Origin of the sequence: Bradyrhizobium sp. CCBAU 11361 (genome assembly GCF_028128935.1) — a bacterium.
Lineage (GTDB): Bacteria > Pseudomonadota > Alphaproteobacteria > Rhizobiales > Xanthobacteraceae > Bradyrhizobium > Bradyrhizobium niftali.
In genome coordinates, this window is the sequence record NZ_LBJZ01000198.1 from 15,115 (window position 1) to 30,575 (window position 15,461).

The 15,461-nt window shown below is 58.3% G+C and carries 17 protein-coding genes, 1 tRNA gene and 1 pseudogene; 9 read left to right on the forward strand and 10 right to left on the reverse strand.

Features of this window, described 5'->3' with window-relative positions:
• Positions 1-225: 225 nt before the first annotated feature.
• The gene (locus XI08_RS39845) at positions 226-612 is read left to right on the forward strand and encodes a hypothetical protein (protein ID WP_442869909.1); all 387 of its coding nucleotides are present in this window, start codon (positions 226-228) and stop codon (positions 610-612) included.
• A 1,781-nt stretch (positions 613-2,393) separates the two neighbouring features.
• On the opposite strand, the gene XI08_RS39860 is transcribed toward XI08_RS39845, so the two are convergent.
• The 3 genes from XI08_RS39860 to XI08_RS39870 form a co-directional block, all read right to left on the reverse strand.
• Entirely contained in the window at positions 2,394-2,603 is a 210-nt protein-coding gene (locus XI08_RS39860) for a hypothetical protein (protein WP_162185855.1), read from the reverse strand.
• Between the two features lie 493 nt (positions 2,604-3,096).
• Positions 3,097-3,297, reverse strand: a complete 201-nt coding sequence (locus XI08_RS39865; RefSeq protein ID WP_271578636.1) for a hypothetical protein — start codon at positions 3,295-3,297, stop codon at positions 3,097-3,099.
• A 364-nt stretch (positions 3,298-3,661) separates the two neighbouring features.
• Positions 3,662-4,459: a transglutaminase family protein gene (locus XI08_RS39870; RefSeq protein WP_271578637.1), complete on the reverse strand. Its 798-nt coding sequence runs from the start codon at positions 4,457-4,459 to the stop codon at positions 3,662-3,664.
• 199 nt (positions 4,460-4,658) lie between these two features.
• Here XI08_RS39870 and XI08_RS39875 point away from each other — a divergent pair, with 199 nt between their 5' ends.
• The 4 genes from XI08_RS39875 to XI08_RS39890 all read left to right on the forward strand — a co-directional run bounded on the left by XI08_RS39875 (position 4,659) and on the right by XI08_RS39890 (position 6,089).
• Complete coding sequence (locus XI08_RS39875) at positions 4,659-4,955, forward strand: ATP dependent DNA ligase (RefSeq protein WP_271578638.1); 297 nt, start codon at positions 4,659-4,661, stop codon at positions 4,953-4,955.
• 124 nt (positions 4,956-5,079) lie between these two features.
• Entirely contained in the window at positions 5,080-5,280 is a 201-nt protein-coding gene (locus XI08_RS39880) for a hypothetical protein (protein ID WP_074077372.1), read from the forward strand.
• Between the two features lie 211 nt (positions 5,281-5,491).
• Positions 5,492-5,707, forward strand: coding sequence for a hypothetical protein (locus tag XI08_RS39885; protein WP_074077371.1), 216 nt, complete (start codon positions 5,492-5,494; stop codon positions 5,705-5,707).
• Between the two features lie 220 nt (positions 5,708-5,927).
• Positions 5,928-6,089 carry a DUF2934 domain-containing protein gene (locus tag XI08_RS39890; protein ID WP_074077757.1) on the forward strand — a complete coding sequence of 54 codons (162 nt, stop codon included), beginning with the start codon at positions 5,928-5,930 and terminating at the stop codon, positions 6,087-6,089.
• Between the two features lie 562 nt (positions 6,090-6,651).
• Here the strand turns inward: XI08_RS39890 and XI08_RS39900 are convergent.
• Positions 6,652-6,897: a hypothetical protein gene (locus XI08_RS39900; RefSeq protein ID WP_271578640.1), complete on the reverse strand. Its 246-nt coding sequence runs from the start codon at positions 6,895-6,897 to the stop codon at positions 6,652-6,654.
• 275 nt (positions 6,898-7,172) lie between these two features.
• Positions 7,173-7,811, reverse strand: a complete 639-nt coding sequence (locus XI08_RS39905; protein WP_271578641.1) for a VOC family protein — start codon at positions 7,809-7,811, stop codon at positions 7,173-7,175.
• Positions 7,812-8,350: 539 nt separating this feature from the next.
• Between XI08_RS39905 and XI08_RS39910 the strand changes: the two genes are divergently transcribed.
• Both XI08_RS39910 and XI08_RS39915 read left to right on the forward strand, forming a co-directional pair.
• A complete protein-coding gene (locus tag XI08_RS39910; protein ID WP_271578870.1) occupies positions 8,351-8,647 on the forward strand; it encodes a hypothetical protein in 297 nt (98 codons plus the stop codon).
• On the forward strand, positions 8,637-9,197 hold the full coding sequence (locus tag XI08_RS39915; protein WP_271578642.1) for a type II toxin-antitoxin system VapC family toxin: 561 nt from the start codon (positions 8,637-8,639) through the stop codon (positions 9,195-9,197). The genes XI08_RS39910 and XI08_RS39915 overlap by 11 nt, the downstream gene beginning before the upstream one ends.
• 342 nt (positions 9,198-9,539) lie before the next feature.
• Here the strand turns inward: XI08_RS39915 and XI08_RS39920 are convergent, their stop codons facing one another.
• A complete protein-coding gene (locus XI08_RS39920) occupies positions 9,540-11,459 on the reverse strand; it encodes a hypothetical protein (protein ID WP_271578643.1) in 1,920 nt (639 codons plus the stop codon).
• Positions 11,460-11,541: 82 nt separating this feature from the next.
• Between XI08_RS39920 and XI08_RS39925 the strand changes: the two genes are divergently transcribed.
• Positions 11,542-11,681: transfer RNA gene (locus XI08_RS39925), tRNA-Met, on the forward strand.
• Between the two features lie 199 nt (positions 11,682-11,880).
• Here the strand turns inward: XI08_RS39925 and XI08_RS39930 are convergent.
• Positions 11,881-12,597, reverse strand: a complete 717-nt coding sequence (locus tag XI08_RS39930; protein ID WP_271578644.1) for a phasin family protein — start codon at positions 12,595-12,597, stop codon at positions 11,881-11,883.
• A 37-nt stretch (positions 12,598-12,634) separates the two neighbouring features.
• A pseudogene (locus tag XI08_RS46490) lies at positions 12,635-12,769 on the reverse strand (esterase); the annotation flags it as partial.
• Positions 12,770-13,083: 314 nt separating this feature from the next.
• Between XI08_RS46490 and tenA the strand changes: the two are divergent.
• On the forward strand, positions 13,084-13,758 hold the full coding sequence (gene tenA, locus XI08_RS39940; RefSeq protein ID WP_271578645.1) for a thiaminase II: 675 nt from the start codon (positions 13,084-13,086) through the stop codon (positions 13,756-13,758).
• Between the two features lie 49 nt (positions 13,759-13,807).
• Here tenA and XI08_RS39945 read toward each other — a convergent pair whose 3' ends face one another.
• Complete coding sequence (locus XI08_RS39945; RefSeq protein ID WP_271578646.1) at positions 13,808-14,938, reverse strand: Gfo/Idh/MocA family protein; 1,131 nt, start codon at positions 14,936-14,938, stop codon at positions 13,808-13,810.
• Complete coding sequence (locus XI08_RS39950) at positions 14,901-15,425, reverse strand: NAD(P)-dependent oxidoreductase (RefSeq protein WP_271578647.1); 525 nt, start codon at positions 15,423-15,425, stop codon at positions 14,901-14,903. The genes XI08_RS39945 and XI08_RS39950 overlap by 38 nt, the downstream gene beginning before the upstream one ends.
• Between the last annotated feature and the right edge of the window lie 36 nt (positions 15,426-15,461).

Genomic DNA, 15,461 nt, shown 5'->3' on the forward strand with positions numbered 1-15,461 from the left:
CCGAAACCCGGGCGGATTTGCGGACGAGGCACCGAGCAAGAACGCTGCGATTCATTCATACGGCCATGTTGACGGGTGTCGAAGTGCAAGCACAACATCAGTTTCGCGGTGCGACAGGATCCGACAGGTGTGACGTGACCGCTGGTCGGAGGGCCGCAAATGATGGATAGCGTCGTGTCGGCGTGACAACCCTTGGATAGTGAGGCGACTAGGAGGGATCGAACCATGAAGAACCGGCCACCGCTTCCGCAACATTTGAGTCGCCATAGGTATCACGCGCTGCTGGTCCGGCTGCAAATCGAGCTGGTCAAGCAGCAGCGCAGCGTGATTGAGCGCGGCCAGCGAATCCTTGTCATCGTCGAAGGTCGCGACGCCGCCGGCAAGGATGGCACGATCAAGTCGATTGTCGAACATCTAAGCCCGCGTGATACCCGCGTCGTAGCGCTGGGGCCGCCGAGCAATCGGGAGCGGTGTTCATGGTACTTCCAGCGTCACGTTTCGCACTTGCCCGCGGCAGGAGAGATCGTGCTGTTCAATCGCAGTTGGTACAACCGTGCTGGAGTTGAGCGTGTCCGTGGTCCGGGCCGGCGACAAGGCACATGCGCGACTTAATATCATTCGCGATGTTCTGTGGCGGCTGCACTATCCCGGAAAGCACCGTCGTCTCCACAGGCCCGATCCGGCGGTCGTTTTTCCTTACGATAAAGCCTGTTATGAGCGCGCCCTGATCGAGGCTTAGGTGGCTTTGCGACGCTCAAGCCGGGCCTCTTTGCGGCTGGCGACGTGGGGGACGGGGTCTATCGGCAGGCTGTCACGCCGGTCTCGGCTGCATGACGGCACTTGAGGCCACTCGCTTTCTCTTGGCCCAATGTCCTTCCAGCCGGCGCGCTTGTCCTATTGAAGATAGGCTCAACGCTTAAGCGGCAGGCCAAGCAATGCATGGCTGATTTACAAAGTAATTTCAATTACATACGAGTTCGCAGTTTTATTCTCCCCTGCAGTCCCATTACGTTCCAAGTATCGAGAAAGTCCACGGTGGTCGCGTCAAGAAACCTACTTGACCCGTCTGCTGTTAGATCGATGTCGGCGTTGACGCCATCCGGATAATTTACTTAACCAGCGCCGTTCGGTCATTCTCCTGAAATTGAAGCGGCTCGGGCTCATGGTAGGCCCCCATTTGACAGTGGCTGCGCACGAGTTGCGGAGGCGCGTTGTTTTAGACGAACTCAGAGCGCGGGACTGAGACACGTAACCTTATTGGCGCGCTCCCGAACCTGGCTTGGGAAGTGCTTGAGGATGTGCATGAGGCTCGGGGAGTATGAAGTGTCAGGTGCTATTGAGTTGATCGTAGAGGGCTATGTCTCCCTCAAGAACCAAGCGGCTCTCGATGAGCTTCGGATGCAGCGCCGGAAACTTATCGCAGACCTCAATTCGTGTACCGGGATCGACTGCACGAGTACGATCCGACAGATCGAGGACGACATAGTCGTGATTGAGGCTGGGCTGGCGCGGTTGGATGGCGCAGCGACGAGATAGCCAACCAGTTGTTCCCGTTCAGCCCGCCGCCTTGACTTCCTTCTCCGCTCCACGCATCACAATCTTGAGCGCGCCATCCGGCAACGGCCGTTGTAACGCCTTCGCTCATCCCACGGCGCGCGCATCCAGACATCACGCTGCTCGTCTGCGCCGTCAGGATCACGGCATTGTCTTTGAATGAGACCGGCTCCAATCACGAAAACATTCGGCCTGGTCGACAGGAACCATAGACAAGGTGTGGTCCGGGGATTGGCTGCGTGTCTAAGTCAGGACGTAATGCCTCATACCCAAAATGATCCCGGCTCCTCTGAGGACTCATTTAGCCATAACAGAGCTTGTCGCGGTTCTAGAAACAAGACGCGTTCTTCCCTGGCCGATTCTAAATCACCGCTAGAAAGATAGAGGACGAAGCCTCTGCGATTGTCATGCAGTAACGCTTCTCTGGCGTGGCTCTCTGAGAGGGATTGAGTATCGATGAACGGAATAATTCGAGAGGAAATAAGCTGCACTTAAAGATCTTCCTATGAACAAACACGTTGTTTCTCTGCGTTCGCTTTGCCCTTTGTCCTCGCGGTGACGAAATGAACTCCGACCTGAGATCCATCGACCCAAATCAGTTCGCATCGCCGAAATGCCAGACCTGTGGCGGATAGAACGAGGAAAAATTCTTGTGCCTTTAGAGGATCGGGTTGAGCCTTCAACCTCAAGTTTGGCACCGCTTTCAGACGCGTCGAGAAGATGACACCTTCGCTGCCATGTCCCATCGGCTCCCATAATCCTAACGATATGTTTGTGGTCAAACCGAACGCGATTTGTCTTTCGATTATTTCCAATCATCTGAAATTCCAATGCTTCAATCAACTTTTCAAAATAGATGCGTCCCTGCGCGCGGCTCCAAGGCGCATATCGATCATCGCGGAATGAGCAAGTAGCGCCTTTCTGACCTCTTCATCCAAATTGGTCTGCCCGACGATCAGCCGGATGCAAGTATTCGCGAGTTCAAGAAGAAAAATGGCCTGGCGGGCGTCATCTGCTGTCTTAATTTTTAGAGCTTCAACCTGCGACAACAGAGCGGCGACGTTCGCTAAAACGTCGGGCAGTCTCTGGTCTGAGGGACTTGTCCCAGATTTCAATTTGCGAGGCCGCTGAAATCTAAGCACTGAAGACATTGTCGCAAATCTCTTTTGCGGTCGGCAATTACTGCCGCAATGACGTTGCTTTGTCGAAAGCGATCAAAAAAACGATGAAAAAAAATATAGCTTCACGCGAGACAACGGTCGAACAGACCAACTCAGACTAGAGTTGCCGTTATAATCACGGCTGCCCGATACGCAGTAGAAATCTGTGTTTTAGTTTCACGCCTAAGTGGTTAACGAAAGTCTATCAGGTTGCGCGCGGTCGGTATTCGGGTATCCAAGTTGCAGAAAATAAGTGATCGAATTTCGGCAAGCATCGATTTACCGGATCGTCCGGCACCACGCAGGCACGGGGCATAGCAGTTGACCACGCGGTAGGGCGCGAGGATGGCGCTTGGTCGGGGGTGATGCTGACGCACTCGACCTACATCAATCCCTTATCGGTAACGCGCAAGCGGCGGACGTAATAGCCTTGTCTCTGAACGGCTGACCTGATCTCGTCGCTGACTTTGAAAACTCTTTTTCTGCTCTTGCGCCACTTATGTGCAGGGTAAAGCACGGGTACGGCAGAGCCTGTACTTAGAACGAGCAAGTCGCGCTTGTCATTGCGATAGACATCAAACACCTTTTTGCCCCCCGCTAAATATGAATGAAGTATGTTTTGGTCGTCTCAATCGACGAGCTTAGTATCTCAAATAACTGTGCGGGTTGTAAATGTGCAACGCCCGCGACTTTTGCTTCACCGCGTTCCGGATTTGGAACGAGCTGGCGCAAGCCCAGACCATCGCCGAATTGGGCGTGTTAGGCAATTACTTCAGCGATGCCGTGAACGGCACGAGACAGCGGTTCTCAGGCTTCAGCCAGCGCGGCAGTGTGCGATAAGGTGCTGCGGATAAGCGGTTCAAGCTGCTCCTCGAGACGCTCCCTTCCAACAAGCAGAATGCGGACGAGATCATTCACATGGCTTGGTTCGATCCGAACGTGGCCGCCTATCTCCTGGAGCGCCCCGTAAAGAACCCGAACGTGCCGCAGTACAACATCGAATTCCCGACTATTCCGTTGGTTGGGTCGAACTCTACCCAGCCCGAGCCCGGGACGTAGATTGAACACCAAGCGTGTGTCGAGCCACCTCCGAGCCGGACCGGTCCATCGCGATCGGGCACATAGACGTACCCGGTGATGAAGCGGGCGGCGAAGCCGAGCGAGCGCGCGGCTTCCATCATTAGAAATGCGAAATCTCGGCAGGTCCCCTGTTGAAGGCCTATGGTTTCCGCGGGTGTTTGTGTACCTCGCATCGTGCGGCGCCGGTAGGAAAATCCCTCTGCGATCGCCTCGTTGAGCGTCATGAGTAACCGCCCGGTGGGTCGGTTAACGCCAGGCCCCATGAACTTGGAAAGCCATTCGTCGACGGCTGTATCGCTTGGATAATGGCGACGGATGTATGGGTCTAAATCCGGCAGCTCGTTGCCGTCATAAGCGAACGGATGCTCCCGGGCGTATTCCTCGATCCGAAAGTCTGGAGCGTTCTCTGGAGTATGCTCAAGACGAATTGTCGTTTCAAACTCCAGCACCTCTGCCAAAGTATTGAAGTCAACCAGCGTGAGGCAATTGCCGAAGACGTCATGTATCCAGCGAATTTCGACGGGATCCGGTTTTACCACAAGTTGGCAGTCGAGCAGCCGCTGATCAAAGCTATCTCGCGGACGAAAGAGCATTTGATGCTGCCCAAGCTTTACGGGCGTGGGATAGCGATAAACAGTGCTGTGGTGGACGGTGTAAATGGTCATCGCATGCGCTCGGAACCGCGAGATAAGACCCGGTCTTGCCCGTAGTCCGCAAGCGGAAATCGATTTGTTCGTCCCGCATAACTGTCCTTCATTTCAGCAGCATAGCCGAAGTGGAGCGAGGAACAAATCAGGGCTGGGCGCGCTTTGTCTGTCACGGTCAACGGCGACGGGTAGGGAGACGGCTGAAGGGCAATTTCCCGTGGTCGGATGCATCAAAGATCCATCCGGCGTCGCCGCACTATATTTAGGAAAAAAGGAAGGTAAGAAGCTTGTCTATATGGGCAAGGTCGGAACGGGCTGGGACCCGACTACGTCCGGCAAGATGCGTCGGGCTCTCGACACCGTGATTAGTCCAAAGAGTAAACTGAGTAAGCAACTCAAGAAGCCGAAAGCTACCTGGGTTGAGCCTGTTTTTACAGCAGAAATTGAGTATCGCGATATCACGTCAGAAGGACTGCTGCGTGCCAGTGCCCTAAAAGGATTCTCCAGGTCTTGACGTTTGTTAGGTCTAGTTTCCGACTTGAGGTGTACGATGACTCTATCACCGCGCGGATCGTGCTTATATCGGTGATGAGAACGCCAATTGCGCTCCCAGCTTTCTCGAACGAAAGGAGCGCGCCATGCAGAAACGGCGTCGTTTCAAACAAACCGAAACTTTGGATGAACGTCTTGCAAGGGAAGCCGAGAGGTTGAGGGCGGAGGTCCAGGCAATGCCGCCGGGTCTCGAACGCGAACATCTTCTTCGCAAAGCGAAGCAGGCAGAAACAGCTTCGCACATGAATGACTGGCTCAGGTCCCCTGGCTTGCAGCCGCCAAAATGAAAAAATCTCCGTTGATAGTTCACGCGGCTCTACTGCTTGGGCGGGCTCGCAAGACGCCGGTCGGCCCCGCTCGAAACGATCTGCGGCAGTTGGCGCAAGGCCTCCTAAGACTTCACAAAGCAGGACTGCGAGCCAACGTGGAGGTCGTCGAGGCGAAGTACCGGTCGACAGTCCACTAGGAACGGCGGGCGGTGCTGCGGGTTCTGCTTTAATGAGTGAACCTATCCCTTGGCTGATTGAGTCTTCCATAAAGATCGCCTGGAATTATCTGGAGCGTACGGGCGAGATTGGGAATGCTTCAGAAGCCAGCCGCTTTCTCCTGAGGACTGTCGATGCGATGGTCCTCAAGGGAGAACATAGAAAGCTGATGCTCGCGAACCGCGCCATCGAAGCCTACCAACGCCATCGACGGGTGATCGCAGCATGACCAATTCCCATTGCCCAGTTTGCCATGGTCTCGGTTGGGTCTGCGAAAATCATCCGGACAAGGCGTGGACCGAAGGTGCGGGAGGCTGCCAGTGTGGCGCCGGTATGCCGTGTGTCTGCAACAGCGACGTGGATGGCGTACCCGACATCGAGGCGGTCATTGTAGAAATTGACACCGATCCCAAGCGACTCAATTGAGCACGAACAAGAAGGGGCTACAAATGAACCATCGGATTGACGAGAGCATTGCGGCCCGGGCCTACGAGTTGTGGGAGCAGGCAGGTAAGCCAGAGGGCCGAGACGAAGACTTTTGGCGTTTGGCCGAGCAGGAATTGCTCAACGAGGATCAAAGCTCACCTCGACGCACACCGGATACGCTTTAGGCGAGGGCTACCCGTCATACCCGCGCTTGCCGGCTATCATCTGCCCTGCGCAAGCCTGAGGAAATTTGGCAGGCGGTCTTTCGAAGCCACCATGGAGAAACTGGTCCAGTGCCGGCAAGGTCTCGGCCCTGACTGTCCGCAGACGGATCGTCCGTCATCTCCATTGAGAAGCCGAAGGGTTTGGAACGCTTTCCGTACAGATATTTTGATTTAGTCGCGGATTTCGAGCGAGTTGCCGCGTCCTGGTATCAGAGAAGGTCGAATTGATGGCTTCCGTCAAAGCGGAATTGGATAGATACTTTGAATTGTTCCGGCGACGGGTGCCCACGAAGGTGTCGACCTTCATTCTGTGGCTACAAGAACCATCCTCGTTTTTGGTCCGTGTCGTTGTCGCCTGTTTGCTCATCCTAGGAGGCGTCTTCAGCTTTCTGCCTATCTTCGGACTCTGGATGCTGCCTCTAGGCCTTCTTCTTATCGCACAGGACATCCCTGTTCTACAGAAGCCTCTTCTCATAGCATTGAGGTGGATCGAGGCCAAGTGGGAGCAGCTGAGAGCTCTCTTTTAGAAGAAACCATCACGCTGATGGACATCATCCGGCACGCTCACTCGATCCGGAGCGTCACCCGATATCCGGGCGCCAAACACCCGCGCGACCTGCGTGTCGGTGCCGCATAAGTCACCTTGCCGCGCGGTGAAAAACCGCGCGACGATGAGTAGCATTGCCTCGTTCTGAAGCGCAGCAAGACGATCGACAAGTTTGCGGCCATAAGCCGCCGCGAGCATCGCTTCCTTGATTTCGGGTGGCACATCATGCGGGACGCCATCCGCTCGCGAAGGCGTTGCGATCGGTAGTACGGCGATGACGCAGTCTCGGCTCGATCAAGAGTTGCTTGGCGCCGGAGATGTTCGGTTTCTTTGCCCGAGCGAGGTCTGTTCCTGGCCCATCAGCGAAGTGGCGGCACGCCTCCTTGAGGTCCGTTCAACAGGGCATAGCGGACTGAATTTGCTCAGGTTGAGTTTTTCGCATTTTGACCCGACTGAGACATCGAGGTCCGGCAATGCTTTCAGCGCCGAACACGGCGTTAGCGGGTCTTGCCGCGCATCGCATCCCACCACGGACAGGTGCCAGCCATGCGTTCGTAGTTGCCTTCCATCACCTGAACAGGGGCGCGGCGCGTCTCAGCATGTGGGGTGGGCGCGCCGATGTCCTCGAACAGGCCCTTGTGGCCCCAGAAGCTGCCGAGGTTGGTCATCTCCACGGGCGGCGTTACGTCGTCGACCTCCCTGCCGCCCCAGCCGCATTCCACGTAGATATCCGACGGGGTGCGCATGTAATACGACGTCATAAGGTCGTTGGGGTGGCGGCCGAGTGTGGCGACGATTTGCTCCGGGGTGCTCTGCAGCAGATCGTAGCCCTGGCCGACATCGTCGAGCTGATAGTACTCGACGAGCAGGTGATGCATGCTGCGCACTGGCGCTGCCACGAGAGCCACGCTGTGGTGGCGTGCGTTGACATGCATGAAGTAGGCCTTCAGCGGGGCAACCATGAAGTCGCTGATGCGAAACCCCAGCAGGTCCTTGTAGAAGGCCAGGGCGGCATCGATGTCGGGGAATGTCAGAAGGGTGTGGCCCATGCCTTGTGGGCCGGTACGGAAGCCGGAGACGTCGCGGCCAGGCTTAAAGACCGTGTCAGCTACCTGGGCGCCGTGGAAGGCTTCCACGAAGGCGCAACAATCGCTTTGGCATAGGTCGAATCATGAGAGGCAAAATCTTTTGGGAATATAGCGTCCCTCGATGGTCAGATCGACCTGCGGATCCTTGCGGCAAGCCAATTCGGTTGGACGTTGAAGCGGACATCGAAAAGCTGCGGAAGATCGATGCTGCCGTGCTTGCCTGCACCGGGAGACTCACTCTAAGCAAGAAGCCAGTCAGCAAATTTTGGCCATTCGGAAGAATTTCGTGTTGATACATCGCCGGGTCGGGGCCAAGCCGCCGGTGGCTTTCCGGCCTCAGTCAGGTACGCGCTTAATATCTGGAAGCTGGAGGCATCGCTGCAATACCAGCACTGCAAGTGGCCCAATTGCCGGTGGCGAACATCCTCAGGCTGCGCCGAGATCGAGCCGCGGCGAACTCTGACGATGTAGCAGCAGAGGATCGCGAGCGCGGCGCGGTGGTCGCGCACCGATCGCTGGGCCCTTGTTTCCGGCCTTGCAAAAGTGTTGAACAGCTGCTATCATTTGTTCAACGGTTGGAGGTTGTCATGGTTGCGCGGACCCGCACGTCGACAGAGACCGAGAAGCGCATTGCGCTTACGCGCAACCGGCTCGTGCTCGAGCAGGCGCGCGCCGTCGGGCTGCTCGGTAAGGCCAAGAACACGCGCTTGTCCGGGCGCGTGCCGGCAGGCCTGATCGAAGCGGCAAAGAAGCGGGCTCACGTATCTTCCGATACCGAACTTCTAGAGCTCGCGTTGTCGCGTTTGGCACTCGAAGACGATTTCGGCGCGCGTCTTGTCAGGCGCAAGGGAAGCATCCCGGCAGATATCGATCTTGCCATTTGATCTCGACGGAACGTTGCGGCACAAGCGCTTGGAGCGGTTGACGCGACGAGCAGATTCCGAGCTTGCCTGGGCATCCGACGAGCCGCTCATCGGCGGCCCGGTAATTCTCGATACCAGCGTTTACCTCGACGTCTTGCAGGCACGCACGCCGGACGCTGTCGATGAATTGCTGACATATCGCGTCTGCCACCACTCGGCCGTCTGCCTTGCCGAACTAACGCATGTGTTTGGGCGGCTCGATCCGGCTCACCCCTCAACGAGTGGGGTTCTGCAAACGGTACGGGATGTGATTGAAGACATTCCGCAGCATCGCTTGCAAGCTCCGGATACAGCGATATGGGGCGAAGCGGGAATGCTTGCGGGCGAGCTCTTTCGTCTCAGCGGCGCGCCGAAGGGTGCGGGTCACGAGCGGAAATACCTCAACGATGCGCTCATCTATCTTCAGGCACGGGGTATCGGTGCCAGCGTATTAACAGGGAATGTCGGCGACTTCGACTTCCTGAGCCAACTTGTTCCGGGAGTTCCGATCATGCTATATCGGCAAGCGTGAGCCAATTCCCGCGGTGCCACAACAGATCCGGACAGGATTAGAAGCTCCCACGACCGTCAAGGCCACGGCGTAAGGTCATTCCACACGATAATCCGGATACCCCAAATTTGGTACCTGAACCGAAGATGTCAAAGTCGAGCCGAAATCTGCCTACCAGCGGTTACGCAATCATCATCGACGGCCTTGTGAAGACCGATTTCGCGACGAGAGATGGAGTGGAAATCGGGACGCGGGATCTGAAGCGGCGATTTCCCATGCTGCAAGTCAAGATCTACGATGCGGCCGCGGGGGCAGATCGAGACGTGAGTGCGTCTTGATCGGCCGTCACGGTTTGTACGTGTCCTAGTCCTTTTCCGTTCCACAGCGAACAAATGCAGTCGCTACGGTTCGGTAGGGCGTGGCGACGAGCAGAGACGACGACATCGCTTGCGAGCACGCGGCCCTCACCGAAGCGTTGCCTGGCATCGGAAACGTCCATGGCTTCAGCGAGGGGCCGACGGCCGCCTCGGGCCGGGGCCGACCGGTGCTTCCGAGAGTGGCGGCCCGACACGGCACCAACTCACGCCCTGCGAAGTATCGCCGCTGGCGTTGGTGCCGTTTGCCGCGGTTTGTCGCCGGTCGTGAACCGCGCGCGCCGCGAGGCTGCGCACCGCCACGGTGCTGCTGCGGTCCCGCGACGGGCGGCAGCTTCGGCAGCGGCCAGTCCAGCTTCTCCGGATGGTCCGGGTCGAGTTCGTGCGGCATGGGCAACGTGCCTCCGGCCTTGACGTAGGCCAGCAGTACCGCGTCGCTCCACAATTTCATCGCTTCGGTCTTCAATGGCATTTCTTGGCTCGTGAGGTAGAACTCCCGGGTGACCTCGGACATCTCGTCGTCCGGATCATTTCGGTCGTGCGGCAAAACGTGGCCGAGCAGCGCCGAGACCGCCGCCCCGGACACCTTGTCGGGATGCTCCTTCAGGAAATCCGTTCCTATCGTCCGCACGAGCTGCGGCCAGAAGCGCGGTAGATCTCGCAAATAGTCTTCCGTGTATTCACCCTTGCTGTTCTTCTTCCTGCCGCCCATGGCGCGCAAATGCGCATTTAGGCTGCTCGGATAGAGCCCCGGATCCGGGTTTTGGGGGTGATTGCGGCGGCTCCTTCTTCGGGAGGAGGCGAACATCCAATCGCTTCTGCTGCGCAGGCCGCGTTTTTTGCCGATGAGCGCTTCAAAATCTCGCTCGCAACAGCGCACGATGTGGAGCAGGAATGGCGGGATCGGGAGCATGAAGCGACGCTTGTTCTTAACTCCCTCCGCCGGCCATTCGGCCGTGCCCCAGGGTTGGGCCGTCGTGGAATACGGGTTCAGCGGATCGACATATTGCAGCTTGCTCCGCCTGAGCTGGGTGCAGGTGTATTTCCGGTTGAGCGTGAACACCAGCCACCACAGGCTGGCTCGGACCGCAGGCGAGACTTTCCGGTTTCCGCTGCGACCGGCGCAATAGCGTTCGTGGATAACGAGCAGCTGACCCAGCGCCTCGATCTTGAACGCCGCCCTTGCGGCGTTGAATTCGCGATCGCGGTCCTCCATCTCCTCGATTTCATCGGCCGTCGGCTGCGGCGGCTTGATCTGCTCCCACCAAGGCACGACGCCGACGAGTCCGCTCTCGATGGTTCGTTCGGAACGGGCCCAGGTCAGCGCGGCCCGAACCCAGGCGAGTGTCTTGCAGCAGGCGCCGTGCCCTCGCTCGAGGTGGACGGCATCGAGCAGTTCGATCAGGTCAACGTCGGTCAGATTGGTCAGCCTCTTGGCCTGCCAGGCGGCGAACTGGGGCTTGTCGAAGCACCCCGCGATGTCGCTCAAGGTGCTAGGCGCCGGCGGTTTGACGCGCTTGCCCTTCTTGCGCTTGACGCGTCGCGAGGCCTGGAATTCGCGGTCGAGGTCGGCCCAGGTCCAACCCTTTGTGTGCGGGCGTCGGCCCGATCGCATCGCATAGTAGCGCTCGCCGGCGGCGTGCCGCGCCTTTTTCACAGCAAGATAGCCGTCGTCGCCGGGCTCGCGTTTGGCGTTGCCGATCCGCTTCATCTGTCCGTTGGCCCGGACGAACCAGCCGACGCGGGGCCCGCGTTGGCGCAGGATCAGGTAGCGTTGCTCCGTGTCGCAGTAGTCGTAGAACTCATTCGAGTCCTTGGCGCGCGCTGCACGTGCCAGCGCGTCGGCGACGATCTCCTCGCTGATCAGAACCCGTGTCGACTTCTCAACCCGTCTTCCTGCGCGTGACATGGCCACCTCCGTGACCCCTGCCGTAGCAATATCGTAGCACAGAGCGGCGGGGAGGGTGGGAAAATCGCCCTTGCAAGTGCCTGACGGGGTGGGCTCTTCCCTGGTATTTCGGGCGAAATCGACGCAAAATGCCCGCTGCGAGGACTCATCAAGGACTCAAACCGTTAGAGCACGGGAATCATAATCCTGGGGTCGGGGGTTCGAGTCCCTCTCCCGCTACCAAATCCAGCGTAACCCCTTGATTTCCCAGACTTGGCCGATTGATGACTTGGCCGATCGATGTTTCGCCATGCAAGGCGTTCTTCAGGAGACTTGACGCTCCCTCGTTGTGAGCGGCGCTCCCCAGCCGAAAGCAAGCAACCGTGATCGGCGCGTGCGTGATCCGTATTTGCGTCCATCCTTTGCCGTAGCAGGTTTGCAGTTATCGTTCCGGCAGAGCCGTGAGCTCTCGGGGCGGCTTGATGCGCCAGAACGGATATGCCGCCAGTTCTTTCGATTGCTGCCCGAACATATCGACCCGTCTGCTTGTAAACTCCGTAATGACGCCGAAAAATTCAGTTGGTGACCTGATCGTCGCAAGTCTCAGGCCGAATTCAAAGGCAAATTGCGCGTTGGCCCCGGCTATCTCAAGAAGCTTCGCTTGATACGCCTGCATGTTTGCCGTCGCTAAAGCAAAGCCTTTCGTTGGATCGCTATCCGTCATTCTCTGACTGGGGTCATCTGGTAAGGCATCCACCCGAGGCTCAATGATAGGAACCTCGTGTTTAGGATCATCATGAAGCTCAGGAGGCGGTTCAATCGAGACTGCCGCAACAGAGCGAAGTAAATTCTCTTTCGGGCTTCTAACAATGGCCTGCTTGTTCCGTTGGGCCCGCGCGGCCATTTTCGGATTGCGGGCGCGCTTTGGCCCTGTCGCCGGTTTGCGTTTGCTCATCTGACGCTCCAAGAAAATGGGGGTGCGACCACAACGGTCATTTCTGAAGGACAACAGGCTTTGTGACGTGGCGTTCCAAGCCGGTGCATTGTTGATCCCGCATGAACTGAGATCAATCGCACGTTCTGCGATGTCGATGATGATTTTAGGTAGCAACTCCAGCCAACAAACGTCTAACTGGCGATCTTCCTGACCCATGCTCAACGGCGTCAGCCTGAGAACAAGCCAGACTACCCACCGAGCGATCACCATGGAAAACGATGGTCGGTACAGAAGTTTTGCCGTCCGCAACTGCCTTGGAGCCGCCTCCCTGCCGCATGGCTGCGAACGCGGAGGGAAGATCGCTCGCGGCTCCCCACGCGAGGCCGCGGCGTACCTAAGCGGCCAGCAGGCTTCTCGATGATGTCGCAGATCGTCAACAGGTCGCAGCCGGCCCGATCGAGCAGCATGACGCGCGTGAATTCGACCACGTTCGCTGCACTTCGTTTGCAACCGAAACTTGGACTTGGGCATTGCGTTCTGTTGGTGATAGCGTGAGAATCCAAGTCGGTCCCGGCGACCAACGGTGAGCGAATTTCGTACGCCATCGGGCCGGCTGATCGCCGCGGCCTGTCCAAGGTCAGCGTCCCGGTTCGCGCACTATCGGTAGCGAGCAAAAGTCATGGAAAAGCAAGTCAGGCGAAATGGATCGTGAGTTTCTTCGAGCGTCTCAAGACAGAAGCATCCGTTGAGTGGCGGGCCTACACCGAGCATCCCTTCACGAACGGATTGGCAGACGGCTCGCTCCCCGAAGCGGCGTTTCGTCACTACCTCGTTCAAGACTACCTGTTCCTCATCGAGTTTGCGCGCGCCTACGCGCTCGCGGTCTACAAGTCGCCCAGACTTGCCGACATGCGTGAAGCAGCGGCCGGCCTTTCGGCCATCCTTGAGGTCGAGATGAACCTGCATGTGAAGCTCTGCGCCGATTGGGGTCTGTCCCCGACAGACCTTGAACAGACCCCTCCGGCGGCCGAGATGCTGGCCTATACACGCTACGTGCTCGACGCGGGAATGCGCGGCGATCTGCTGGCACTCAAGGTGGCGCTTGCCCCCTGCGTGATCGGGTACGCGGAGATCGCCACACGGCTCGCCTCGCGACCCGATGCGGACGCCGCGACGAACGCCTATCGCGTCTGGATCGCCGAGTACGCCGGCGCGCCGTACCAGGAGGTCGCTGCCAAGGCGCGGGCGCACATGGAGCATCTCGCCGATCTCTACGCCACGCCGGCCCGCGAGGCAGAGCTGATTGCGATCTTCAAGGAAGCCACCCGACTCGAGGTAGACTTCTGGGAGATGGGCTGGCGCGCGGGCCAGCATGTTGAATAGCCCTCGGCAATCGTCAGGCTCGCGATCCCAATTGAGGTTTCTTGGGTTGTCAGGGGACGTCCTTCCATGTTCCCACTCGATTCGAGGACTGAATGGTCTCGACGAGCGTTTGGATGCGCAAGCCGGCACGGAAGTTGAACGGCTCAGGCTGACGTCCAGCGATAGCGTCAAGGTAGCCAGCAGCTTCGATCGCTTTCAGGTCATTGAAGCCAAGCTGGTGGCCGGGCGCGACGCAGAATAAGCCGTATGGCCGATGGTCCGGGCTCGCTTCGATCCGGCGGAATCCTTGACGGCCACGGCGGTCATCGGTCGAGAAGAAATGCAACTCGTTGAATCGTTCCTGGCTGAAGGCGAGGGCGCCTTTGGTTCCATAGACCTCGAAGTCGTGTTGCATCTTCCGCCCGGTTGCAATCCAATTCCCCTCGATCGAACCGGAGGCACCGTTCGCGAAACGGAGGAAGGCTCGCCCCACATCGTCGACTTCGACGCGCCTCCGGCCGCCTTTGCCGTCGGGTCGTTCCTTGATCATCGTGACGCAATCTCCCATGACCCGGGTGATCGGTCCAGCGGCCGGACCCATTAAGAACTCGGCCGTTGCCAATGCGTGGCTGCCGATGTCGGTCAGCGCGCCGCCACCAGCCGGATCATGCCGAAAGGTGAACGGCCCAGCGCTGTCCGCCATGTAATCTTCGGCGTGGACTCCGCGGTAGCCGCGTAACTCGCCGAGTTCACCGGCAGCGATCATGTCGCGCGCGAGCTGCAGCATCGGGTTACAAAGGTAGTTGAAACCGACTTGTGTCTTTACACCGGCCGCTTCAGCGGCTTCGGCCATTTCGCGGGCATCTGTCGCAAGCGGAGCCAGTGGCTTTTCGCAATAGACATGTTTGCCGCCGGCAATCGCAGCCAGGGCCATGTCCTTGTGGAGCGCGTTGGGCGCGGTGATGTTCACGACCTCGATGGCTGGGTCCACCACGAGTGAGCGCCAGTCCGAGGTGGCGTGCGCGAAGCCCAGGGCCGAGGCTGCTTTCGCGGCGGCCTCGTCGCTGATGTCCGCGATCGTATGCAGTTCCAACTCGAAAGGTAGGTCGAAGACGCGCGCGGCGATGGAGTAAGCGAAGGCGTGCGCCTTACCCATGAATCCGCTACCGATGAGACCGATGCGAAGCTTCGGTTTGGTCATGTCGGAAATCCCTGTTCACGATGAGGTCGGAGTTGAGGCGACCAGCGAAAAAGTCGAGCGCGCTTTGAATGGAAGAGACCGCCATCCTCTCCGCCGCCTGCTGTGTCAAACCGGCGATGTGGGGCGTCAGCACCACCTGGTCGGAGTCGAGTAGCGGATGGTGTGGTGCCGGCGGCTCTTCGTCGAAGACGTCGAGACCGGTAGCGATAACCCGCCCCTCGGTTAACGCTGTGGACAGCGCTGCTTCGATGATCCCCGGTTCCATCCAGGGGACGCGCGCCATGGGAACGACGCCGGAAGCGCGCATTGCCTGCAACATCGGCAAAGCACTCGAATAATCGAGCGCTCCGTGTTGCACATCGATGGTGATTGAGTCGTACCCCTGCGCGGCCATGATCTCGGCGGAGAAGGGGTTTCCTATCGAACACCAGCCGTTGATCGTCGGCCGTGCTTGTGACCCTAGCAGCTTGAGTTTGTTCGGTATCATCTCAGAACACCACCTGCGCCAGTTTCAGATCGAGAG

What these genes read in the sequence shown, in the direction of transcription:
- XI08_RS39880 (WP_074077372.1), top strand. Translation starts at nt 5,080, where the DNA reads ATGCAGAAACGGCGTCGTTTCAAACAAACCGAAACTTTGGATGAACGT.
- XI08_RS39885 (WP_074077371.1), top strand. Translation starts at nt 5,492, where the DNA reads ATGAGTGAACCTATCCCTTGGCTGATTGAGTCTTCCATAAAGATCGCC.
- XI08_RS39910 (WP_271578870.1), top strand. Translation starts at nt 8,351, where the DNA reads ATGGTTGCGCGGACCCGCACGTCGACAGAGACCGAGAAGCGCATTGCG.
- XI08_RS39890 (WP_074077757.1), top strand. Translation starts at nt 5,928, where the DNA reads ATGAACCATCGGATTGACGAGAGCATTGCGGCCCGGGCCTACGAGTTG.
- XI08_RS39950 (WP_271578647.1), bottom strand. Translation starts at nt 15,425, where the DNA reads ATGATACCGAACAAACTCAAGCTGCTAGGGTCACAAGCACGGCCGACG.
- XI08_RS39920 (WP_271578643.1), bottom strand. Translation starts at nt 11,459, where the DNA reads ATGTCACGCGCAGGAAGACGGGTTGAGAAGTCGACACGGGTTCTGATC.
- XI08_RS39845 (WP_442869909.1), top strand. Translation starts at nt 226, where the DNA reads ATGAAGAACCGGCCACCGCTTCCGCAACATTTGAGTCGCCATAGGTAT.
- XI08_RS39945 (WP_271578646.1), bottom strand. Translation starts at nt 14,938, where the DNA reads ATGACCAAACCGAAGCTTCGCATCGGTCTCATCGGTAGCGGATTCATG.
- XI08_RS39870 (WP_271578637.1), bottom strand. Translation starts at nt 4,459, where the DNA reads ATGACCATTTACACCGTCCACCACAGCACTGTTTATCGCTATCCCACG.